Raw genomic sequence first — 24790 nt, forward strand, 5'->3', positions numbered from 1 at the left:
TGCGAAAACCGACCATAGAACCGTCTCGTATCTGGAGATTTCGATGACTTCCAACTCCGCTTCCGCTGTCAACGAACCGACCCCCTCCGCTTCGGCCGTGCCGATGGCGGCCTCCGCTTCCGCCTCTGCCACGCCGATCCCTCCCGCCACCACGCTCGTGATCGACCCGTCGGCGAGCGATCAGCAGAATCTCAACGATCTGATGGCGCAGCTGATGAGCGTGTATTCGGTGAGCGACGACGAGGGGCCGCTGACGGACATGGTCGAGGCGTTCCTGCGCGCGCAGCCGCATCTGACGGTGCGCCGCCACGGCGACACGCTCGTCGCGTCCACGGACTTCGGCAAGGCGCACCGGGTCGTGCTCGCCGGCCACTTGGATACGGTGCCGGTCATCGACAATTTCCCGCCGATGTGGCTTGAGCCGGGCGATCCGCTGATCCGCGAGGACGTCGCCGCCGCCCATCCGTCCGAGCGCGTAATCTGGGGGCGCGGCGCGACCGACATGAAGGGTTCGGATGCGGTGCTGCTGTTCCTCGCTGCCACGCTGACCGACCCGAAGTACGACCTGACCTTCGTCTTCTACGACCATGAGGAGGTCGCCGCCGAGAAGAACGGCCTGCGCAAGGTCGTCGAGGCGCACCCCGACTGGATCGTCGGCGATTTCGCGATCATCGGCGAACCGACCGACTGCGGCATCGAGGGCGGCTGCAACGGCACGATGCGTTTCGACGTCGTCGCGCATGGCGTGGCCGCGCATTCGGCGCGCGCGTGGATGGGCGACAACGCGATCCACAAGGCCGCTGAGATCCTCAACCAACTCAACGCGCATGAGGACGAAGCGGTCGACGTTGACGGCCTGACGTACCGGGAGGGCCTCAACGCGACGTTGATCTCGGGCGGCAACGGCACGAACGTCATCCCCGACGAGTGCCGTGTGCACGTGAACTACCGTTTCGCACCGGACAAGACGCTGCCGGAGGCGAAGGCGCTGATGATGGGCGCCGATTGCGGCGCCGAGCTGGGCAACGGCGAGCATGTCGCGACCGGCGGCGTGTTCGAGGGCTTCGGCATCGAGATGAAGGACGAGTCGCCGTCCGCGCGTCCTGGCATGGATGATCCGCTCGTGCAGTCGCTTGTTGATCTGGTGCGTGAGCGCACGGGTCGTGAGCCGTTGGCGAAGCTCGGCTGGACCGATGTGGCGCGTTTCTCGCAGCTGGGCATCCCCGCCGTGAATCTGGGCGCGGGCAGTCCGCTTTTGGCGCACAAGCACGACGAGCAGCTGCCCGAAACCGACCTGACGCTCATGGCCGGCATCCTCACCGACTGGCTGAACTGACCCGCGCGTCCCGTTGCATCGACTCCGTCGACGTTTTGGGTCGCTAGAGGGCCGCTTCGCGTCCCGTTTCGTCGATTGGTACGACGTTCCGGCCCGCTGCGTTCTGGTTCGTCGACGGTTTCGATGGTTCGGCCCGTTGGGAGGCTTGTTTGCGGGTCGATCCATCGATGGTGCCGACGGTTTGGCCTGCTGCGTCCTGGTTTGTCGGCGGTTTCGACGGTTTGACCCGCTGGAAGGGCCGTTCGCGGGTCGAACCGTCCGCCCCGTCGACGTTCCGTCCCGCTAGGCCTACCCGTCAGGCTGCCCATCCGACCTGAGCCCTGCAGGACCGACCCCGACCCGCCCTTCCCGCACCGTAACCTATTCGACCATGAGTTGTGTCATACTGAGACATGGCGGTTTTCTGCAAAAATCGCCCAGCAACCGTTGGCGTTGATCCCCTCGCGTTGAACCCGGAAGAACGGGATCGCAAACCGCGAGCGCCGGTGTCCGCCATCGCTTGAATTGACTTTTGGATTGCCACCAGCGTGCGCGACCCGCGCGGCCATAGTGAGAGTATGGCGTGAGAACGCATGGGGCCAGAACGTCTGCGTCATGATTGCAGCATGGCGCGCCGCTAGGAGCATTGTGCCCGATTTGACTGATGATTTCGTCACGAACGAAACCTCCGCAGAGAGCAATTCTGCGCAGAAGACCCCCGAAAACACCGTCGCCCAGCCGGCGCCGCGCCGCCGTGGCCGCCGTGTTGTGCGTGACGCCGGCGCTGCGAACGCGTCCGTTGAGCTTAAGGTCGAGGAGCATACGCCGCTGTTCCGTGAGCCGACCGTGCCCGCGCTGCCCGCGTCGAAGTCTGCACCGTCGATCACCTCGTCGAAGGACGACAAGGATTCCGCTGACGGCGAACCGAAGCAGCGTCGCCGCCGCACGCGCGCGACTTCGACGTCGTCACGCGGCCGTTCCTCGACCGCAACCGCCGATTCGCTCGACGACTTTCTCAGCGACACCGCCGACCGTGAATCCGACCGTGAGCCCGACCGCACGTCGCACCGCCGCGCGTCGCGGCCGATGACGTCGCTGCTGTTCCAGGAGCCTGTCATCCCGCAGCCGGGCGACGACGATGCCGATCGCCGTTCCCGCCGCAATGCCGCCGATGACGACGAGGACGAACCGACGCCGCGCCGTCGTTCCCGCCGTGCATCCGCGACCGAGGACGACGAATCGGCGCCGCGTCGCCGTTCGCGCCGCGCATCGTCCGCCAATGAGGACGATGATGACGAGCCGTCGACGCCGTCGCGTCGCTCGCGCAGGGCGAAGTCCCCGGACGATGACGAGGAACCGTCGTCGCCGCGTAGCCGCCGTCGTTCCCGCCGTGCGAGCGACGCGCATGACGACGATGCGGCTGAGGCCAGCGAGACGAGCGAGGAGACGGCCGTCCTCGACTACCCCGACGGCGAAGAGGAAACGACATCGACGCGTCGCCGTTCGCGCAGGTCGAACCGCCGCCTCAACGCGCAGGAACGCCGTGCCGCGGCCGAAGTCGAGCAGATCGAAGAGGACCTCGTGCTCGACGACATCACCTATGCGCCGATCGATGATGCTATCGCGCGCAACGCGAAGAAGAAGGCGGATGACGAGGATGACGAGGACGAGGAGACGTCGATGCGCACGCGTCGCCGTCGCCGTTCGCGCCGCTCGCAGGACGCCGACGCCGAAACGAACAAGTCGAACGACAAGAACGACGACAAGGAAACCGAAGAGGGCGGCGAGGAAGACGAGGAGACGACGGTCACGCGTCGACGGCGTCGCCGCCGCGGCGGCAAGAACGTCGAAGAGGAAACGACGACGCGCCGCTCGCGCAAGCAGCAGTACATCGACGAAATCACCGACGTCGAAGGCTCCACGCGACTCGAAGCGAAGAAGCAGCGCCGCCGCGACAACCGCCGCGAGCGCAGCCGACAGAACCAGCTGCTCGAGCAGGACTTCCTCGCGCGCCGCGAAAACGTCGACCGTCTGATGGTCGTGCGTCAGCGCGAACGCCACACGCAGATCTCGGTGCTCGAGGACGATGTGCTCGTCGAACATTACGTCTCCGACATCCAGGAGGTCGCGACGGTCGGCAACATCTACCTCGGCCGCGTGCAGAACGTGCTGCCGAGCATGGAGGCGGCCTTCGTCGACATCGGTCAGGCGCGCAACGGCGTGCTGTACGCGGGCGAGGTCAACTGGGACACGACGCGTCTCGAGGGACAGCCGCGGCGCATCGAGCTCGCGTTCCGCTCCGGCGACCCGGTGCTCGTGCAGGTGACGAAGGATCCGATCGGCCACAAGGGCGCGCGTCTGACGAGTCAGGTGACGCTTGCGGGTCGTTTCCTCGTGCTCGTGCCGTCGGGAGGCATGACCGGCGTCAGCCGCAAGCTGAGCAGCCGTGAGCGCAGCCGTCTGAAGTCGATCGTGTCGAAGGTCGCGCCGAAGGACATGGGCGTCATCATCCGCACGGCCGCCGAGGGCGCCACCGAAGAGGCGATCGTCAAGGATATGGAACAGCTCGTGCATCAGTGGGAGCAGATCCAGAAGAAGTTCGAGGAGTTCCGCCATGGCAAGCGCCCGAAGCTGTTGCAGGGCGAGCCGGACATGGCGATCCGCGTCGTGCGCGACATCTTCAACGACGACTTCCGCAAGATGATCGTCGAAGGCGACAGCGTCTACGAACGCATCGAGCAGTATCTCGACACGATGGCGCCCGACCTGAGCGCGAAGCTGGAGAAGTGGGATCCGGCCGAGCATGAAGGCAAGGACGTGTTCGACAAGTGGCAGATCGACTCGCAGCTGCGCAAGGGCATGGAACGTCAGGTGTATCTGCCGTCCGGCGGCTCGATCGTCATCGACCGCACCGAGGCGATGACGACGATCGATGTGAACACCGGACGCTTCATCGGCCGCGGCAAGTCGCTCGAGGAGACGGTGACGCGCTGCAACCTCGAAGCGAGCGAGGAGATCGCGCGACAGTTGCGTCTGCGCGACATCGGCGGCATGGTCATGATCGATTACGTCGACATGGTGATGCCGGCGAACCGCGACCTCGTGCTGCGACGACTCGTCGAATGCTTGGCGCGCGACCGCACGAAGCATCAGGTGGCCGAGGTCACGTCGCTGGGTCTTGTGCAGATGACGCGCAAGCGCATCGGTCAGGGACTCGTCGAGGCGTTCTCCGAGGAGTGCCCGACGTGCAAGGGACGCGGATTCATCGTGCATGACGAGCCGACGATCTCCGGGGACTACGACGATCCGTATGCGCTCAAGGGCGGCGACCCGTTCGTCAAGACGAACAAGCACGGCCATGGCAGCGAAGCGCGCGGCGGCTCCGGCTCGCATGGTGCGCATGGCGCCGGTCACGGAACGTCGTCCGCGCGTGCCGCTTCGGTGCCACAGGGGTCGTCCGACGCCGTCAAGCAGAAGCTCGCGCAGATCGCGGCGGCGGCCGTGGCGGCGACGAACGCCGAAGAGGAGATTCACGATGCGTTGAACGACGCCGAAAACCTCGAGGTGCAGATCGAACACATCGAGGAGAACGAGGACTGATTCTACGTGCATGAACGGCCGTGGATGGAGGCTGATGCCTTCCTCCGCGGCCGTTTCGTATTTCCGCGGCCGCCATGTGCGGGTGGATTCGTCGGCGGAGTCGACGGGTTGGGTCGCTGAGGGGTTGGTTTGCGTCCCGGCTTGTCGACCTGGTTGGCGGGTTGGGCCGCTGCGTCCCGGCTCGTCGGCGGCCGCGGCGGGTTGGTATGCCGACGGGGCGCCATATGGCCGGAATCGGGGCACATGGCTGATCGCAATGCCATACCATCATGGCGATCGCCGCGTATCCGGGCTTCGACCACGGGCGTAGATTCACGTATTTTTCACTGAAGTGCATGATTAACGTTCGCTAGCAGTATCACTTTTTCACGCAGATCGATATTTGCTTTTCGCAATTGTTGCTCATGCGTCTATTCGCTATTCCCTTTTACTGCCGGGAGATTGCACGGCATGCTGCGTTGTGCGATACAAAGAAGGCGACAACGGAAATAGCACAGACGTGAATCGAGGGAACATGCAATCGCAATGCCTGTATGATCACATGCCTGCGATATGCGCAATGCATGACTAATAACAGCAATAACGAAAGAATCTCAGCACGAGGCGCCCTCCGGCGCCAGTGAGGGAGCAAGACAGGGGGGAAGCAAACGATGAACGGTACACGCTCGTCCATCCATGATCGCGACGCCTCCGACGTCATCGACAACCATGCCGTCGCCGCGTCCGCCGAGGCAGACACGGCCGCCGCATCCTCCCGAACCTCGCGCCATGCCGTCGCCGCGATCGTCGTGACCGTCGTGAGCATCATCGCATTCATCGTGCCGTCCTTCGTCACGCGCACCGCGCTCGCCGTGCCCACGGCAACCGCGGTGGCCGCACGCCTTGCGGCCGGTTCGGTCACCACTCCGTTGAACATCTCGCTCGGCTCGAACATCAACCAGACCTCTCCGGCGGGTCCCGACACCGGCGTCGCCACTTGGGTAGGCCGCGACCTGTACGTCGGCGCGCCGCCGGCAAACCAGTCGGCGCCGTACACCTACACGAACGCGAACGGTCCGACCGGCTCCTACACGGCCGAGGTCGAAGGCCTGACGATCGTCAAAGGCAAGTTCGCCAACCACAAGCTCGGCAATTCGTGGGGCGGCAACGGTCTGCGCATGGGCGCCGTCGGCTTCGGCACGATGTTTCGCCCCGCAAACGGCGCGCAGGCACTCGGCGTCGGCGGCGTCAACACCCACATCCTTTCGATGACGACCGGTCCGACCCGCACGACCTACGGCGACGTCGGCGCGTGGGAGCATGGCGCCTTCGTCGGCAAAGGCCAGGCGAGCGGCACCGTGCAGTTCACGGCATCCATCAGCGGCAACCGGACAAACTGGAGCGAGAGCTACGCCACCAATCCGCGCTCGTCCGTCGTGCAGACGGCCGGTTCCTACAGTCCGACCCCGGGCGTCACCTTCAACGCGACGAACCCGCTGACGGCGAACGACGTCGACTACACGAACTACGGCGACCAGACCGTCGTCCCGCTGTCCGACAAACTCGTCTCCTTCAATGGTTACGCGCAGCAATCCGGCGACGCCTTCACTGCCGCCCTGGCGGACGCGAAGCCCGGTGTCTACGTCGGCGTCGCACCCGATGGCGCCTACACGCGTAACCACTATTCCAATCCGTCCGTCTCCCACACTTGGCATTTCTCCGGCGCGAACCGAGAACGGCTCATCACTTTTAACGGCGACGGCTCAAGCCTGATGCAGGTCTTCACGATCGATGCGAGCCAGATGAACTCGACCGGGTTCGGCGGCCTTGACTTCGCGTTCACGAACATTCCGGACGATGCGGCCGTCGCCGTCAACATCACCGGAGCTGCACCCGTCACGTTCCAAAGCGGCTGGCGTTTCTGGTGGAACGGCACTGAAATCGGCAACGGATACGCGTCGAACGCCACGGCCGCGCAGAAGAGCGACTACAACACCGCCGCGCAGGCGATTATGTGGAACTTCGCGAACACCACCGAGCTGACCGTGCTCGGCGGCGCCTACGGTTCTACGGCGCTGAGCGAGGCCACGGATACGGCGAAGACCGGCACGCAGCTCGCGCCCGGCGACGATCCGGCCGCCGCGATGCTCGGCAGCATCATCGTGCCGCGCGGCTCCTTCGAAGACCATGTCATCACGAACGGCCGCGTCTACGTCGGCGGCGACTACATGCTCAACAGCCCCATCTACGTCGGCACCTACAACAACGCTGACTCCGCGTCGATCATCGGCATGGACCAGGAACGCCATAATTATCCGTGGCGCGGTATGCAACCGGCGTCGCTCATCAGCTGGAGCAAGGTGAACGCCGGCACCGGACAGCCGCTCGCCGGCTCCAGCTGGGAGGTGTACGGCGACCTGAAGAGCGCGTTGAGCGGCTCCGGCGCGATCCTGACCGTCAAGGACAACGATCCGCTCGATGTGAACAAGGCCGATGGCGCCTTCGAACTCGGACTGCTCACGCCGAACGCCACCTACTATCTGCGCGAGCTGACGCCGCCGGACGGCTATCGCCTCAACGACAACATCTACCAGATCAACACGGGCGACGCGTCCTTCACGCCGTACACGAAGATTGTCAACGTCTACAACAACAACGGCATGCCGGTGTCCGGCGGCAACAGTCTGCTCGTCGATACGACCGCATCGGGCGCGACGTCGCCGGCGATCGGCGACCGCCCGCTCGGCGGCACCGTCAACTGGGGCAAATACGCCGACGGCGACGCGTCGCGCGCAGGGCTGCCCGGTTCAAGCTGGACGCTGAAGAACGTCACGAACCCGAACGATGTGAAGTCGTACACGATCGACGACAACACGACCGCCGTGCAAAGCGTGCACATCCTCGACGCAAACGGCGCCGCGATACCGGGCAACGTGTTGACGATGACCGCCGGCGGCACCGTCAAGCTCACGGCGAAGGCGCTGCCGGACGGCTCGCCGCAGCAGGTCACGTGGAGCGTGAGCCCGAGCGACGTCGTCGGCGTGCAGAACGGCGTCGTCACATCGTACGGTCAGCTGACCGCGCCGAGGAAAGTGACCGTCACCGCGACGACCGTCGACACGACGCAGGACGGCAAACATCTGTCCGCATCCGTCACGATCACCGTCAATCCCGCCGCCGTCACCGCATTGTCGCTGAACTACAACGGCACCGCCGCGCCCGCGTCGATCAACACGGACGTCGCGTACGGCACGCTGCGGCTCACGTCGACGACGACGCCGACCGGCAGCGCCGTCACATGGACGTCGAGCAACCCGAACGTCGCCTCCGTCGACGCCGACGGTCTCGTCACGCTCAACGCGGCCGGCACGACGACGATCACCGTGCAATCGGGCGACCTGAAGAAATCGGTCACGCTGAACGTCACCGACGATTCACTCGTCGTCTATTTCAACACGCAGACGGCGAACATCAACTACATGCCGTTCCTCGCATGGAAGACGACGTCGCAGACGAACTACACGTACGCGCTGATGTCGCAGTACTGCGACGGCTGGTACCGCGCGGTCGTGCCGTCGAAGAACGCGGGAGTGCAGTTCTACTTCCGTTCCGCCAACGGCGCGACCTACATGGCGACCGGCGGCAAGACGCCGTTCGCGGCCGGCGCGGGCGCGCGCAGCATCGCCGTATATAAATACGACAACGTGCAGCCGGGCGTCACGCCGGAATGTGCGACGGCGGTCGATTCGTCGCGGCAGGCGACACATGTGGGCACCGTCGCCGCCGACGTCACCGATGACGACGTGTACGCCGAAAACGCCGCGAAACGCAAGGTGCTCTCCACGCTCACCGATGGTGGCAAAAGCGACCCGTACGTCGACGTCAACACCGGCATCGGCCTCTTCACACTCAAGAATCTGCCCACCGGCACGTACACGCTCGAAGAGAAGACGCCGCCGAGCGGCTATCTGCTCAATCCGACCGTCTACAAGTTCACGATCGACGCGAACGGCGTCGTCACGTGGACGGGCGATCAGCGGCCGTCGATCGTCGGCACGAACGCGTGGATCTCGGATGTGCCGTCGAGCGTCGTGTGGGCGAAGGTCGACGGCGGCTACGACGGCACGGCGAACGCTGGCTCGACGCCGCTCGCCGGTTCGGCGTGGACGTTGGAGCGCAAGGGCGCGGACGGCTCGTGGCAGACGGTGAACGTCGTGACCGACTGCGAGCACGCGCCGTGCGACGCGTCCAAGGTCACGTATCCGGACGTCGATGCGACGCCGGGATCGTTCCGCCTCAACAAACTGCCGCTCGGCACCTACCGGATCGTCGAAAGCGTCGTCCCCAACGGATACGAGAGCGTCGGCGGCCCGTACGAGTTCACGATCGACGATGCGACGCAGGCCACCGTGCAGGTGGCCGGCGGCACGATCGCGAACCGCCGCGCGACAGGAAGCGTCATCTGGAGCAAGACGGATGCGACGGAGCCGACGAAACAGCTCGCCGGCTCCGAATGGGGCATCACCTACACACCGAAAGGAAGCGCCACATCACAGACGTACACGATCACGGACTGCACGGATGACGGCGACTGCGCCGTCGCCGGCAATCCCGCATGGGCGAAGGACGTGGACGCCACGCCCGGAGCCTTCAAGCTGACAGGTCTTGAGTGGGGCACGTACACGCTCCGCGAAACCAAGGCCCCGGCCGGATACGACCTCGCCCCAGGAACCCACAGCTTCGTGGTCGGGCCGGGCGAGGACGGCACGGTGGCTCTGGACTGGGACCTCAAGGCGATTCAAGACGAGCCGGGTGTTGTGCTTCCCGCCACAGGCGGCACAGGCGATGCTCGGCACATGATCCTGATCGGCTGCGCACTCACAGTGCTCGCACTGCTGGGCTGCGCGCTCGCGATGCGCACACGCACCGCGAAGGACGCGCACAGCGCCCAGCCGCGCGGGTGACAAACACAACCAAGGAGACACGGCACGGACCGTCCGGACCGCGCCAGAAGACTAAGGAGACATCATGCAATCGGCATGGAAGAAGTTCGCAGCCACAATGGCCGCGGCCGCAATGTGCGCGATCGGGTTCGCGGGAACCAGCAGCGCGTTCGCGGAGGACACCGGGTCAACCGGCACGTCGACATCGCAGACGCCTACGGCGGCGACGTATTCGATCACGATCAACTCGATGGAGACCGGGCACACGTATAACGCGTATCAGATCTTCGCCGGCGACTATGCGCTCGTCAACGGCGCGCGCGTGCTGAGCAACGTGACGTGGGGAGACGGCCTCACCGCCGCCGGCCAGCAGGCGCTGCTCAAGCAGTTCGATGTGAAGACGCCGGCGGCGTTGGCCGAGCTGATGGCGTCGGAGAGCTTCACCGACGCGCAGCTCAACGAGTTCAGCACGATCGCCGGAAAGAACCTCTCGACGACCGTGGCGGGCACGGCGTCCACGCCGGGCACGTCCGGATACGTGATCAGCGGACTGCCGGCGGGCTACTACCTCGTCAACGACCAGTCGAACACGCTGACCGATGAGAACAAGGCATACACCGGCTACATCATCCAGGTGCTCGGCGACGCGACGGTGACGCCGAAGAGCAGCGTGCCGAGCGTGGACAAGAAGGTGCAGGACGAGAAGGCCGACGCCGAAGCCGGCTCGGACGCGGACGGCTGGGGAGACTCCGCCGATCATGCGATCAACGAGAACTTCCAGTTCAAGGTCACGGCCAATATTCCGGCCGATCCGACGCGTGACATGTACCAGCATCCGTACCGCGTGCAGTTCAACGATACGATGAGCGCCGGCATCACCTACGGCAGCATCTCCTCGGTGCAGATCTCCTATGCGGGCGCCGATGGCAAGACCGTCACGAATGATGTGCCGAAGGCGGCCTACACGGTGAACACCTCCACGGTCACCGCCGGCACGCCGACGATGCTGACGATCAACATCCCGAGCCTGCGCGCGGCCGCAGGACTGGACGCGACCGCAAGCATCGGCGGCGCGTTCACGATCACCGTCATCTACAACGCGCACCTCAATGAGAACGCGCAGGTGCTGCAGCAGCCGGGCGCCATCACGAACACGAACACCGTGAACCTGCAGTTCTCGAACAACCCGTACGTGCAGGGCTCGCTCGGCAAGACGCCGGACAAGACCGTGTACGTCGCAAGCTTCCAGCTCAACGGCACGAAGCACGCGGGATCCGAAACCGGACCGGCGCTCGCGGGCGCACAGTTCCAGCTGTTCGAAGCCGACGGCACGACGCAGATCCCGGTCTACAAGAGCGGTGACTTCTACTATCCGGTCGCCAATACGGAAAACGCTCCGGTGAACATGGTCTCGGGTACTGACGGCCAGTTCAACATCAAGGGTCTGGACGCCGGCACCTATGTGGTCAAGGAAGTCGTGACGCCGGCCGGATACAACACGATGGATCCGGTGACGATCGTCATCTCCGCGACGCATCTGCAGGGGAACGTGACCGCGCTGACCGCGACCGTGAACAACGAGCCGGGTTCGCTGAACGTCGATTATGTGAACACGACCGGCGCCGAGCTGCCGTCGACCGGTGGTCAGGGCCTGCGCATGTTCTACACGGTGGGCGCGGCGATCGTGCTCATCGCGGGCGCTGGGCTCGTAGTGGCGCTCATGCGCCGTCGCAAGGTGAATGGACGCTGAGCCTGTCAGCCTAGACCGTTCCTCTCTGGCGGGATGACCGCAGCCTACGGGTTGCGGCCATCCCGCTTCTGTGTTTGGGGCGGTCGGGGCGGTTGGTTGCAGCCGGTTGAGAACGGGTTGGGTGCGTTGTGCGGCGGAAACGTTCACGGGGGCGCGCGGTTGTGAACGGACTGGGTGCGTTGTGCGGTGGTCGCGTTCGCTGGGATGCGTAGTTGTGAACGGGTTGGGTGCGTTGTGCGGTGGAAACGTTCACGGTGGCGCGCGGTTGCGAACGGGTTGGGTGCGGGTTGCGGCGGACGCGTTCGCTGGGAAGGGAATGTGGATAACGGGGGCGTCCGTACACAGGGGTCGGCGCAGGTGGCGGCGCGGTGGGGTGAGCGGTTAACGTATGGGCTCACATCCTGCCGGCTGAGTGGGGTGCGGAAAGGAGCCATCATGCGCAGACATGCGGTAACGGAGCGGCAGCTGGATGAGGCGGAGGCGGCCCGCAGATGCCTGCACACCACCGATGATACGGTGCAGCAGGCGTTGAGGCGTCGGCGCAGGGAGGGCGAGATCGTGTCGCCGATGCCTGGATTGTTCATACGGTGCACGACCTGGGAGAAACTGACGCCGACCGAGCGGATGTGCCATCTGGTGCGTGGTCTCGCGCAGATTCATCCCGATTGGGTCTTCGGTGGCGTCGCCGCCGCATGCATACTCGGTCTGTGGATCGACTACCGCACCGTGAACGAGGCGCTGCGAAGCGGCAAGGTCGACGTGATGTGCACGATGCGCAACGGTAAGGGAGACAGCCGCCATGTGCGTCGCATCCGCTCGGATGCCGGATCGTGCATGCGCGTGGACGGCGTGAAGGTGACGGCGCCGGAGCAGACGGCGGTCGACTGCGCGCGGATGCTGCCGTTCGACGCCGCGATGCAGGTCGTGTGCTGTGTGCTGCACAACGGCGCGGAACTGGCGTCGATCATCGGATGCGCGGCGCATAACGGCGAGATCGGCAAGGCGGAGCGGGCCGTGTTCAAATATGCGTCGCCGCTCGTCGAGAACGGCGGCGAGGCGAAGGCGCTGGCCCGATTCATCCAATGCGGGTTCGCGGTGCCGCAGATGCAGGTGGTGTTCGTCGATCCGCAGACCGGGCGCACCTACCGCGTGGATTTCCTGTGGCTGACGAATGACGGCAGAATCATCGTCGTCGAGCTCGATGGGCTCGTCAAGTACACCGATCCGCAGATGACGAAGGGGCGGACTTTGGGCGGCATCATCGACGACGAACGCGAGCGGGTCGAGGGCTTGAAGCGTGCCGGCGTCCATACCGTGGTGCGCATCCGGATGGAGGACCTGAACAATACGGCGATGCTGCAGCGGAAGTTGTTGAACGCCGGAGTGCCAGTGCGGCGGTAGCGGGGTCGCGACCGTGCCGGTGTGGCTTTGCACGCGGCACGGTCACAAACATGGGCGGTTGCGATTGCGGTGGGTGCGGGTTGGGGCGGAAACGTTCGCTGAGAGACCTGTTTGCGATCGTTCGGGGTGCGGATTGACGCAGATGCGTTCACTGGGGCGGTCCGTTGTGAACGAGATGGGTGCGGATTGGGGTGGAGACGTTCACTGGGGCGGTTTAGGGGAGAGGAGAGCGGGGATTGGCAATGGAGGGGGCGAATTGATTGGAGAATGCGTACGTTGTCAGGAGTGGGGACGGGATGGGTCGGCGACGGTCTTATACGGGGATAACCCGCAGGCACGGGCTTCCGATGGATGATGCGGGATGCTGCAAACGGGCCGGAACTCGCGCGGAGACGCGCTGGCGCACTCGCATCGTGGAACAGGTGGGTGAGATGGATTGTGAAAAGTGTGTGGGAAAGGCGCCGAATCGATTGTCGTAGAAGGGCTTTCGTGGTTGAATGGATTATCCACAGACAGTGGCTGTTGTTGATGCCCGACTCATTCCCACGGCGAAACGCCGATGCAAACGTTTGAGGAGTGCATCTTAAGCGGTTCAGTTTTGTTGGATGTACGCATTACCTTTCAGCTTCGGGTAAAATGCAGTACATATGTGAAACGAAGGCGTTGCCACCGGTAGAGGAGGGATGCGACTGCGAAGGATTGCAGACGGATTCACCGCAGCATCCAGCTGGTCGGCAATGCCAGAAAGCACTTGGAGGAAACGTCCCGGTCCGCCTCGGATCGGGGGATAGAGCAAAAGGGGAAGAACCTATGAGGATGAAGCACGGGAGCGGCCGCGGGGAGGCCACATCGGCCAAGCCCCGCCTGCTCGCTGCATTCACGGCGGTAGCGATGATGTTCGCCACCGCCGTTCCCGCGTTGATGCCGAAGGCGGCGAATGCCGATGACGGATTGGCCAATGGTAGCATCTGCGTGCCTGAGGACAAGCCTCTCGGTGACGACACCAGCAATGCCGAACAGGACAATGGCATCGCCACATGGGTTGGCAAGGATATGTATATCGGTTACCCCTCAGCCGGCGTGAAGGCGAATTACGGGAACGGCGGCAACACCCCGGGGCAGTCCTATGCCGTGGAAGCCGAAGGTGCCACGCTGGTCGGTGGTCGCTTGGCCATCCACAGTGTCAAGAACTCTTGGGGCGCAAACTATGGCCCCAACGGCGTAAACTACAGTGGCCGCGGTTTCCGCTTCGGCATTGTCGGCTTCGGTGGTCAGTTCCGTCCCACCGAGGGTGACGCACTGGTGATTGCCGGCAGCAACTCTCAGATGAGTGGCATGAAGGACGCGCGAAATATCGACACCAACGCTCTCGGTTGGAATGACAACCAGAACATTCCTGGTCGCGGCCGTGGATGGTTGGGGTCCAACAGCGCCAGCGAGCCTAACTACACTGCGAAGATCGCCGGTGGAGCAAGCGAAGCGATGGGTCTGCACGGTCTTACGCCCGGTACCAATTATCCTGGTCCGGATTGGAGCTGGACGTCCGTGTACAACAACAATGTTGAAAGCAATGTTCAGTGGGGCCAAACAAATCCTCTGAAGAGCGTTAACATTAGTGGCGAGACGAAAGACCGTAGTGGTTTCGGCACAACGATTGCCACGCAGTCGGATCAGTTGGCTGGCTTGCCTGAGACCGGCACATATACCACTACAACCAGCAGCCAGAGCAATTACAAGCGCACCAAGTACAATTCGGGTGGGGTATCCATCTACGATAGCAATCGGGATATTAAAACACGAACCATCATCGAGGCCACCTTCAATGTGGATGAACGAGTCATCAAGTTCACAGGCGACGGTACGAGCAAGCTGCAGGTGTTCAACCTTCCCGCTACAGAACTGCGCAACAATGGCAAGGGCGGTGTGTCTTTCGCATTCGAAAAGATTCCCACCGGCGCATCCATCGTCATCAACGTCACTGGCGAAGAGAACATCGAATTCAATAACGGTTGGCGGTTCTGGTGGGCTGGCGACAAGGAAATCGGTAACAACTGGGACCAGTATGAAATCGGCAATGGCTATTCGCTGTATGATAATACGAGCGAGGCCAAGCAGAAGGCGTATGTCGCCGCCATGAGCGCCATCATGTGGAACTTCAACAAGACTGCATCGTTGACCATCAAGGGTGGGCAGGCGTCGAACGCTAGCATCACGGCAAAGAAGGAATACAAGTGGCCGACCGGTGTATGGTATGACGGCGCTGACCAGTTCCCAACAGGTAACTACAGCGGTACAGCAAGCGTATCCGACGATCCCGCGGCCGCCATGCTCGGCTCCATCATGATGCCCAACGACAATGGCGCTTTCGATGACCATGTGACCACGAACGGCCGCGTGTGGGTCAACGGCAACTTCTATATGAACAACCCCACCAAGGCATACCACTTCGGTGCCAATGTGGGTGAAGGCGATTCCGCCTCCATTATCGACATGGATCAGGAACGCCACAACAAGGGATGGAACGCCACTGTCAAGACCAACTGTCCGACCATCAGCTGGGAGAAGGTGGATGGCGACGGCAACGTCATCTCCGGTCTGCCCGATGGCTCCACCTTGGCTTCCTTCCAGGTCTTCGGCTCCAAGGACGATGCGGTCAACAACCGCAACGTCTTGGTGACTGTCACCGATAATCAGCCCCTCGTGGATCAGGATCAGGCACAGGGCAAGTTCCAGATTCAGAGCCTTGGGAAGAATGCGACCTATTACATCAAGGAGATCACAGCACCGACCGGATATGTGCAGAGTACGAACATCTACCGGATTGTTACGGGCAATAGCGATTCCGAGACCTACAGCACAATCGACAAGGTGTATACCGCTCAGGGTATTGAAATCACCAATGCAGACGACAAGGACCTCTCCGGTACGTCCGGCATTGTGAACAAGTCGGGAGGCGCCGACGTCGAGTGGGGCAAGTATGCGGAGGATGATACATCCTACGCTGGTCTCTCGGGCTCGGAGTGGACCCTCACACGTACTGACGCCGAGCCCAAGCAGGAGTGGACCATCCGTGATTACACGGCACAGGTCACCGGTGTGGAGATTTTGCATGACGGCACAGTGACGCAGTCGCTGGAGCTCACAACCGGTTCTCATGCACAACTGTCTGCCAACGTTCTGCCGGTTGGCGAAGCCATTCAGGATGTGAGATGGTCTTCCAGTAATCCTGGTTTGGTCTCGGTGAGCGCCACTGGCGAGGTCGTTGTATTGCGCAACACTGCCGATAATGAAGATCCGAACGTGACTATTACTGCACAATCCGTTTCGGATCCTACCAAGCAGGCGCAGATCACCATCGTATGTAAGCGGGTCGCCGTGCAATCTGTGACCATTCAGATGAATGGTTCGGATGTTGAACAGGTTTCCCTGCAGGAGGGGGAGACGAAGCAGCTCACTGCCAAGACCGATCCCGCCGGTGTGGGTGTGGAATGGAGTTCCAGCGACTCTAATGTCGTTGAAGTGGATGCGAATGGCCAGCTGACTGCAAAGAAGGCAGGTTCCGCTACCATCATGGCGAATGCGGGCGATAAGAACGATACCGTTACCGTCACGGTTAAGGCGAAGCCCGTACGTACCTCCACGGACGTGTATGTGAAGTGGACTGATCGTAGCCAGGCCAGACTGTACTATTGGAACGACACCACGAACAACAAGCCGTTCCCCGGTACAGCAATGCAGAAGGTCCAGTGCGGATCCGATTCGTGGTGGAAGCTCTCCGTGCCGCTCACTGGCACCTTTGAGGTGATCGTCACCGGCAACAACAATGATGATAAATACCCGGCTAACGGTAAACCCGGTACGACGGATATTCCAATTCCCGGCACGGCTGCCAGCTATTACATCGACGGCTGGTATGCCCCTGTGACTGAAGGAACGCCGCCTTCTGGTTGCTCTGTTCGCTCTGCGGCTCCGGCTCGTGCGCAGGCGGTCCCTTCCGTGGAACCGGTGATGGATGTTTCCAACGATGCGGCTCCGCAGGCCGAAGAAGCGACCGATCCGAGTGCTCCGCATGATGTCGATCCGCGTGTAGGCCGCTTTAAGATCGAGAACCTGCCGAACGGCACATACACGTTGAAGGAGTTCAAGGCTCCTACCGGGTACTGGCTCAATACGACGGAGTACGGCTTCACCGTCAAGAACGGTGAGTTGACGTGGACTGCAGGCAAAGAGCCGGATGTCCATGACAATGAGCATTGGATCTCCGATGTGCCGACCGAGTTCAGCTGGGACAAGATCGACGCTGGGTACTCCGAGAGCGACAATGTGAAAAATGGTCCGATTGCGGGTTCCGAGTGGAAGCTTGAAAAGTTCAAGGATGGCGACTATACGTCCGAGATCGAAAGGATCGAGGACTGCCAGCTTGTTGCGGCAACTGGCTGCAGCGGCTTCGACAAGCACTATGAGGCAGGTAAGTTCACGCTGAAGGGCCTTGCGATCGGCAAGTATCGTTTGTCCGAAACGAAGGCTCCTGAGGGCTACAACCTTCCGGAGAACGTCTACTACTACTTCGAGCTGGGTGCAACCAATCCAGGAGCGGTGACCTGGAACAAGGGCACTGCGACGAGCTACGACACGACCGGTTCCTTCACCGGCGCTAGTGAAGCTTCTGTGAATACTAACGCCGCGCCGAACTATCGCAAGACCGGCAATGTAGACTGGAACAAGGTTAATTCCGAGGACACTAGTGAACTGCTTGCTGGCTCTGAATGGAAGGTCAGGTTTAAGGCTGAAGGTACGGTTAATTACTCTGAGTGGTATAAAGTCATCGACTGCACGACTACCCCTACCGCTTGTTCCGTCCCCGGGAAACCGGATAATCAGCCGGTTTGGACCTATGACCATCACCCGAGCATCGGCGCGTTCCAGCTGCAGAACTTGGAATGGGGCGACTATGAGCTTGTTGAGACGAAGGCCCCCGATGGATTTAACCTGTCGGAGAAAACCTATACATTCACCGTTTCCAAGGCCAATGTAGACAAGAACATCACCATTCAGGGCGCGGAAGGCAGTGGCAACAACATCGCCAACGAGCCTGGCTTCGAGCTGCCTGAGACTGGTGGCGAAGGCAACACACTGATTGTGATGTTCGGGGTTGCGCTCACAGCGATATCGATGCTAGGCTATGCGGTAGCGATGCGTAAACGCGTCTAAGCAACATAGTCAACGATGAACAATTAAAGATTTGGGGCCGTCAACATCGGTTATCGCCAAGAGGCGGTCCCTCCCTTGCTTGAATCATCCGATTCTTTGCCGGGGGGAAGTAAAAAAAAGATTTTATGAATCATCTGATTTATAAAATTGACAATCAATCGAAGGAGATAACATGAAGAAGGTTTGGAAGGGCTTCGCCGCCGCGGTCTCCGCCGCTGCGATCGCCGCCACCGGTTTCATTGGTGCCACCTCTGCTAACGCAGCGGGCACCTATAGCATCCAGATTACCAATGCCCCTGAGGGACATGTCTATCAGGCATATCAGATCTTTGCAGGCGATCTTTCCAACGGCACGCTGAGCAACATCAAGTGGGGCAGCAATGTTTCTGCTGACGGTCAGGCCGCAATGGGTGACGCTGCAGCGAAGGCAAAGACGCTCGAGGGCGGAAATTCTGCCGCGGCCGAAACATTCGCAAAGGAAGTCGATGACTATCTTGCCGGTACTCCGACGGAATCCGGCGCGTTCGGTACTCCGACCGGTGGCTATACCATCAGCAATCTTGTCGCCGGCTATTATCTTGTGAAGGATAAGGCTCCTACTGGCGACCCGAATGACTTCACCTACACCTCCTACATCATGCAGGTGGTCGGTAATGTAACTGTGGATCCGAAGACCGAAGTCCCGACTGTGGAGAAGAAGGTCCAGGACGAAACTACTGATGCTGAGGAAGGTGCGACTGACGGCTGGGGTGACTCTGCTGATCATGACATCAACGAAAGCTTCAAGTTCAAGCTCACGGCGACTCTTCCCGCAGATGCTTACCGTGACAACTACGTGAACCCGTATAAGGTCGTCTTCACTGATACCATGTCGGATGGTGTGACTTTCGAGAGCATTGCTAGCGTCAAGGTGAATGGGACTAATATTGACGCCAAGGATTACGACTCTACTGCTACTGCGAATCAGGCAGGTGGCTCTTGGACTCTGACGATCGCTGATCTCAAGACGGCTGCCAGCCTGTCGTCCCTGAATGGCGAGATCACGATTGAGGTCATCTACAATGCTCACCTCAATACCAATGCAGTTGCGAATAACGAAACCGGAACGATTGGCAACACCAACAAGGTGAAGCTCGATTACTCCAACAATCCGTATGCTGATGGTACGGGTCATACGCCGGAAGACGAAGTCTACGTCGCGACCTTCCTGATGAACAACACGAAGGTCGACGCGGATAAGGACGACAAGCCGCTTCAGGGCGCAGGCTTCCGTCTCTATGCCTCTAATGGCACCACTGAGATTAAGATGGCCAAGAACGCTGATGGCACCTATTCCCCGATTGCGGATCAGGCTAACGGCACTGGCGTAGAAATGATCACCGGTGCAGATGGTCTGTTCAACATCAAGGGTCTTGATCACGGCACCTATATCATCAAGGAAACCACCACTCCTGCCGGCTACAATACGATGGCTGATAAGACGGTGACGATTTCCGCTACTCACAAGAATGATCACGTGGATCTTGGAACCTCGAATCTGAACAACATTGTCGAGAACCACAAGGGCTCCAACCTCCCGGCGACCGGTGGCATGGGCACGACGGTGCTGTACGTCGCTGGCGCTGCGATCGTCCTGATCGCCGGCATCGGTCTCGCGGTTGCACTCCGTCGCCGTCAGGCCTGAGTGACACCCCACAAGGAAAGGTGATATGAGGAATCGGCACTCGGCCAATCTGGAATCCCAGACTGACGGTAGTATCGATTCCTCATCCCTTACGCCGCCCGCCGGCTCCGCACAGGAATCGACGGGCGGCAGCCTTATGGAGGAACAGACCATCAACGCCACAAGCAATCAACCCACAACGAAGACAAAAAAGAAGAGCAACATCGGCATCAACGTCATGATCGCGCTCTTCGCGCTCGTGCTGCTCGGCGGCATCGGGCTCCTCGTCTATCCGACATTCGCCAACTGGTGGAACACGATGCACGCGTCGCGCGCCGTCGCCGGATACGTCGAAACCGTCAAAGACATGAGCGCGGACAAGAAGAAAGAACTCCTCGCCCAAGCCCACGCCTACAACGAACAACTCAACACGCTGCCGGACCGTTGGCACCTCACCGACGAACAGATGGACCAGTACAACAAGACGCTCGACGTCACAGGCACCGGAATCATGGGATACATCACGATCCCGAAACTCGAAGTGCGACTGCCTATCTACCACGGTACCGAAGACACCGTGCTGCAGATCGCCGGCGGACACCTCGCCGGATCGTCACTGCCCGTCGGCGGCAAAGACACGCACACGGCGATCTCCGGACACACGGGACTGCCGTCGGCGAAACTCTTCACCGGACTCGACAGTCTCAAAGAAGGCGACACCTTCGCATTCCACGTGCTCGACGACACGTACACGTATCAGATCGACCAGATACGCACCGTGCTGCCGAACGAAATGCGAGACCTCGACTTCGACCCCAATCAGGACTACGCGACCCTGATCACCTGCACCCCATACGGAGTCAACTCGCACCGGCTCCTCGTACGCGGCCACCGCATCCCCACGCCGGCGAACGCGGACGAAACACCATACGACAAGGCAGACAACCAGCGGACACTCATCATCGCGGGCATCGCACTCGCCATCGTGCTGTTCATCCTCTGGATCATCTGGCTCATCGTGCACCGCGGACGCAAACGCGGACGAGACGCCGTGTCGGGCACCCTGGCCAAACACGCGGGCCGCTGACACGGGCCGCAGCCACAACGCTTATAATCAATAAACAGAGAAGAAAGAACACCTCACCAACCCAAGGGGGGACAATATGGAACGGCTTACCATCGGCAAGCGCATCGCCACGGCAACGCTGTGCGCGGGCGCGTTGATCGCAAGCTTCGCCATCGGCCTGCCGAACGTCTACGCGGACGACACGGCCACGGACACGGAGGTCAACGACTCCATCACGACGACCGAGGATCGCACCGATCTCGCATCCACCGTCGTCGCCGGAGACGGTGAGGGCACCATCAACGTCCACTACGCGCACGACGAAGCCGGCCTCGAAGGCGTCGTATTCCACGTCTACAACGTGGCGAAGTGGGCAAACGAAGGCGGCTACGAGCCGATCGGCGACTTCGCTGACACCGAGAAGTACCCGGTGAACTGGGATGTGCTCAACGCCGATCCGCAAACCTTCCGCGACATGGCGAACACGCTCGCCGGATACATCGAAGTCAACGGCACCGAGCCGGCCGCCAGCGCAATGACCGACGCGGACGGTAATGTTACGTTCACCAGCGTCGGCGACGGCATGTTCCTCGTCACCGCGGACCGCCTCGTCGAGAAGACGCTCGAATGCGCGAGCTCGTCGATGCTCGTTGCGCTGCCGAACGTGCACGTCGAAGACGGCGCGAACCAGCGCGTCGTCAACATCGAGCCGAAGAGCGACTGCGTCGTGCCGGAAGTCAAGACCGAGACGCTCAACGTCAAGAAGGTGTGGAAGGATGCCGGCAACAACGACCGGCCGAAGTCCATCACCGTGGAACTGCTCAAGAACGGCGAAAGCCAGGAGATCGTTGAACTGTCCGACGCGAACAACTGGCAGCACACGTGGGCGGAGCTCGAATCCGGCAACGACTGGAAGGTCGTGGAGAAGGACGTGCCGGCCGGATATACGACGATCGCCGACTACGACATGACGGCGGAGGACGAGGCCAGCGTGACGATCACGAACACGAAGCCGGCGCCGCCGGTGACGCCGAAGCCGCCGGCGCAGACCGGTGCCGACATCGCGCTCGTCGTGGTCGTGGCGAGTGCGGCGCTCGTGCTTGGCGTGCTGCTCATCGTGAAGAGCCGCAAGAAGGAAGCGTGAGTCGCGCGAAGTGATAGCAGCGGCTGACGCTGATCGGTAGGGAAGGCCATCCGGGAGGGTGGCCTTCCCTCTTTTCTGATATTTGGGGTGTTGCTCGGGGGTCTGCGATTGGTGGTCTGGCGTGTTCGGTGGTCGGCGGCCCGTTGCGGGTTCCATCGGGGTTGGTTGGACGGCATCTCGGCTGAAGAGGAGCATTTTCTTCGTCGATGGCGGGTGGCGTCTATGGCGCGGCGCGAAAATAAGTGGGTATAACATGAGGTATTCCGAGAAAATGCTCCTCTTCAGCCGAGATGGTCGGAAGATAGGGAGCTGATGGATCGGAGCGTCGTGGGACGGAAACGGCGAAACACCGGATGGTTGGCGCAATCGTGGACGCTCGTAGACATGTGCCGCGTGTACCTGCGATTGTGGGGCGGGTCTTTTGGCTGAGAGTGGAGCAATCGCGCTGGTGGGGCGGAAGCGGTGTTGGGAATGCAAGGAAAACAGGTCCGGCTACCTGACATGCCCACCCCAAAATCGCAGATAGGGGATTTGAGGCGTCGTGAGGCAAGCTCGGTGCGCCGCTGCTCGTGAATGTGGCCGATCTGGACGGTACAGAACAGCGCAAAGCTGAACGGGGAGAAGCTGGGGGAGATCCAGGGCTGCTGTGGACCCTGAGGCGGACTGTACGAAGAATCTCCGTACAATTCCGCATTCCGAACTATCCACAGCGATGCTCACAGGAGGGTTGAAACCGAGGTGGCACATCCGGCTCGGCGATCCATGATGGCGGGATGCGGAGAGTGTGTGAAAATGGGACGACGCCGCACATTGACGGATGGATGCGAGTATGATGGAGCACATGTTTCATGAATGACACACAGGGTTTACTTTCAGTGCCTATCATGAAGCTGATTCTTCCCCCCCAACGGGACACACCGCGACGGTGTGTCCCGCTTTTACGTTTTCGGATCGGGGAGGATGGAGAAGGGGGTTAAAGGACAAAATGTGGGTCTAATGGGGGGGTGTGCCACGCCCGTCCGGCCCAGCCTGTTCTGATGCCGAATCCGTTTTCGTATGCGTCCACGCCGGGTGCGGGGCGTTGCACGTCGGTGAGGGATCCCTCCTTCGGCCCCGGCGTGGCGGCCCTCTTGCGCATCGGATGGTTGCATATCGGGCATAGCCGCGCCCTTGCCGACTCTCTCCTGACCATGCACCAGCAGTAGCAGAAAACACCACGATGTCAAACTGGACCGCCGATTAGGCCCGGAAACCCTAATCACACCACGACACGCCAACCACCGGAAGGCCCGACGCCACTCATAAGACCCACATTCTGTCCTTTAACTCGGAGAAGGGTCTGGATGCCGCAGCTCGGTCAGGTACTCTGAGACCGTATACGAACCTTGATACGCCCTATGGCGGTGAACCAACGAGCGTATTGCGCCACTGACCCCGAGTTCCTGCATGCATGCTCTAAACTGTTTTGCGGTGAGATTGCCGTCGAACAGCACTCGAGCGTCTGCATCTCGCATGAAATCAATGCGCGCGACATGCTCGAAGTGCGAAGCGCCGAACGCATTGACGATCCACGTCTTTCCGGTCTGACGTGCGCCGCGGAGAAGCAGAGGTTTTCTTCCGGGCTTCGTATTCCAGCATTCAAGGTCCTGAAGCATCGTGCGTGTGAGCTCCTGAATCAAAGTATCCCCTGTTAGTGAGTGACAACCTCATAATCAGGGGATAACGGGAAATCGGCGGGGCGGCGGTAGGTTCGGAGCCCGAGGCGAGGGTGGGAGTCAACGCGCGGCGGGTGTGCGGCGGCTGCGTGATGGGCGTGGTGGCTATACGCTGGTCAGCTGGCGGGAGTAGGTTGGGGAGATGCAGACGTCGGGCAGCGCGGCAGCGTCGGATGTCGGTGCGTGGCATCGGCGAGTATCATCGGCGTGTCGCGGATGGTCAACGGATGTTCATGGGACTGTGTATATTAGATTGCTGGTGTCTGGCCGCGAGGCTCGCACGCGCCGGACAGTAAGCTTCCCAAGTGAATAAAGGAACGAATATGTACGCGATTGTGAAGGCCGGCGGCCATCAGGAAAAGGTCGAGGTCGGCGATACGATCCTCGTGAATCGTCTTGCAGCCAAGAACGGCGAAACCGTGGAATTCCCGGTTGCGCTCGTCGTGGACGGCTCCAAGGTCACCGTTGCGGCGGCGGATCTCGCGAAGATCACCGTCAAGGCGGAGGTTGTGGACGACGAGGCCAAGGGCCCGAAGATCCGCATCCAGAAGTTCAAGAACAAGACCGGCGTTGCTCGTCGCAAGGGCCATCGCCAGAAGCTGACCGCCGTCAAGATCACCGAGATCGCCTGAGTTCGCTCGGACGAATCGGCATCGGAAGACTACAGTCAGACACTGAAAGGAACTAGAAATGGCACATAAGAAGGGCGCGTCCAGCTCGCGTAACGGTCGCGATTCAAATCCTCAGTACCTCGGCGTGAAGCGTTTCGGCGGTGAAGCCGTCGTCGCCGGCAACATCCTCGTTCGCCAGCGCGGCACCAAGTTCCACCCGGGCAAGAACGTCGGCGTTGGCAAGGATCACACGCTGTTCGCTCTGACCGACGGCCAGGTGCGCTTCGGCGTTCGCCGCGACCGCAAGGTCGTCGACGTCGTCGCCGAGTGAGTGCACTGATCGCGTAAGCGGCATAGGCGCTGCGGGAGCGGCGTTAGCTGCGTTACATAGT

The 24790-nt window shown here is 61.5% G+C and carries 12 protein-coding genes; 11 read left to right on the forward strand and 1 reads right to left on the reverse strand.

The window, feature by feature from the left end; genetic code table 11:
• Nucleotides 1-103 precede the first annotated feature (103 nt).
• Nucleotides 104-1336, forward strand: a complete 1233-nt coding sequence (gene dapE / locus CGZ88_RS06980) for a succinyl-diaminopimelate desuccinylase (protein ID WP_101671451.1) — start codon at nucleotides 104-106, stop codon at nucleotides 1334-1336.
• Nucleotides 1337-1716: 380 nt separating this feature from the next.
• Here dapE and CGZ88_RS08900 read toward each other — a convergent pair whose 3' ends face one another.
• Nucleotides 1717-1932 carry a hypothetical protein gene (locus tag CGZ88_RS08900; RefSeq protein ID WP_133120917.1) on the reverse strand — a complete coding sequence of 72 codons (216 nt, stop codon included), beginning with the start codon at nucleotides 1930-1932 and terminating at the stop codon, nucleotides 1717-1719.
• Here CGZ88_RS08900 and CGZ88_RS06985 point away from each other — a divergent pair.
• From CGZ88_RS06985 to rpmA, 10 genes are all read left to right on the forward strand, one after another.
• A complete protein-coding gene (locus CGZ88_RS06985; protein ID WP_101671452.1) occupies nucleotides 1931-4915 on the forward strand; it encodes an Rne/Rng family ribonuclease in 2985 nt (994 codons plus the stop codon). The two genes, CGZ88_RS08900 and CGZ88_RS06985, sit on opposite strands and share 2 nt — an antisense overlap.
• Nucleotides 4916-5565: 650 nt before the next feature.
• Nucleotides 5566-9858, forward strand: coding sequence for a SpaA isopeptide-forming pilin-related protein (locus CGZ88_RS06990; RefSeq protein WP_101671453.1), 4293 nt, complete (start codon nucleotides 5566-5568; stop codon nucleotides 9856-9858).
• Between the two features lie 64 nt (nucleotides 9859-9922).
• A complete protein-coding gene (locus CGZ88_RS06995; RefSeq protein WP_101671454.1) occupies nucleotides 9923-11587 on the forward strand; it encodes a SpaH/EbpB family LPXTG-anchored major pilin in 1665 nt (554 codons plus the stop codon).
• 318 nt (nucleotides 11588-11905) lie between these two features.
• Nucleotides 11906-12988 (forward strand): hypothetical protein, encoded by a 1083-nt coding sequence (locus CGZ88_RS07000; protein ID WP_133120918.1) that lies wholly within the window; start codon nucleotides 11906-11908, stop codon nucleotides 12986-12988.
• A gap of 810 nt (nucleotides 12989-13798) precedes the next feature.
• Complete coding sequence (locus CGZ88_RS07005; RefSeq protein ID WP_165778731.1) at nucleotides 13799-18199, forward strand: SpaA isopeptide-forming pilin-related protein; 4401 nt, start codon at nucleotides 13799-13801, stop codon at nucleotides 18197-18199.
• A gap of 172 nt (nucleotides 18200-18371) precedes the next feature.
• Entirely contained in the window at nucleotides 18372-19883 is a 1512-nt protein-coding gene (locus CGZ88_RS07010; RefSeq protein WP_101671457.1) for a SpaH/EbpB family LPXTG-anchored major pilin, read from the forward strand.
• 25 nt (nucleotides 19884-19908) lie between these two features.
• Nucleotides 19909-20949 carry a class C sortase gene (locus tag CGZ88_RS07015; RefSeq protein WP_243390099.1) on the forward strand — a complete coding sequence of 347 codons (1041 nt, stop codon included), beginning with the start codon at nucleotides 19909-19911 and terminating at the stop codon, nucleotides 20947-20949.
• Nucleotides 20950-21025: 76 nt separating this feature from the next.
• Complete coding sequence (locus tag CGZ88_RS07020; RefSeq protein WP_101671458.1) at nucleotides 21026-22072, forward strand: Cna B-type domain-containing protein; 1047 nt, start codon at nucleotides 21026-21028, stop codon at nucleotides 22070-22072.
• A 2038-nt stretch (nucleotides 22073-24110) separates the two neighbouring features.
• Nucleotides 24111-24419 carry a 50S ribosomal protein L21 gene (gene rplU, locus CGZ88_RS07025; protein ID WP_024541052.1) on the forward strand — a complete coding sequence of 103 codons (309 nt, stop codon included), beginning with the start codon at nucleotides 24111-24113 and terminating at the stop codon, nucleotides 24417-24419.
• Between the two features lie 58 nt (nucleotides 24420-24477).
• Complete coding sequence (rpmA, locus tag CGZ88_RS07030; RefSeq protein WP_024541051.1) at nucleotides 24478-24729, forward strand: 50S ribosomal protein L27; 252 nt, start codon at nucleotides 24478-24480, stop codon at nucleotides 24727-24729.
• Nucleotides 24730-24790 lie beyond the last annotated feature (61 nt).

The organism is Bifidobacterium anseris (genome assembly GCF_002860345.1).
GTDB lineage: Bacteria > Actinomycetota > Actinomycetes > Actinomycetales > Bifidobacteriaceae > Bifidobacterium > Bifidobacterium anseris.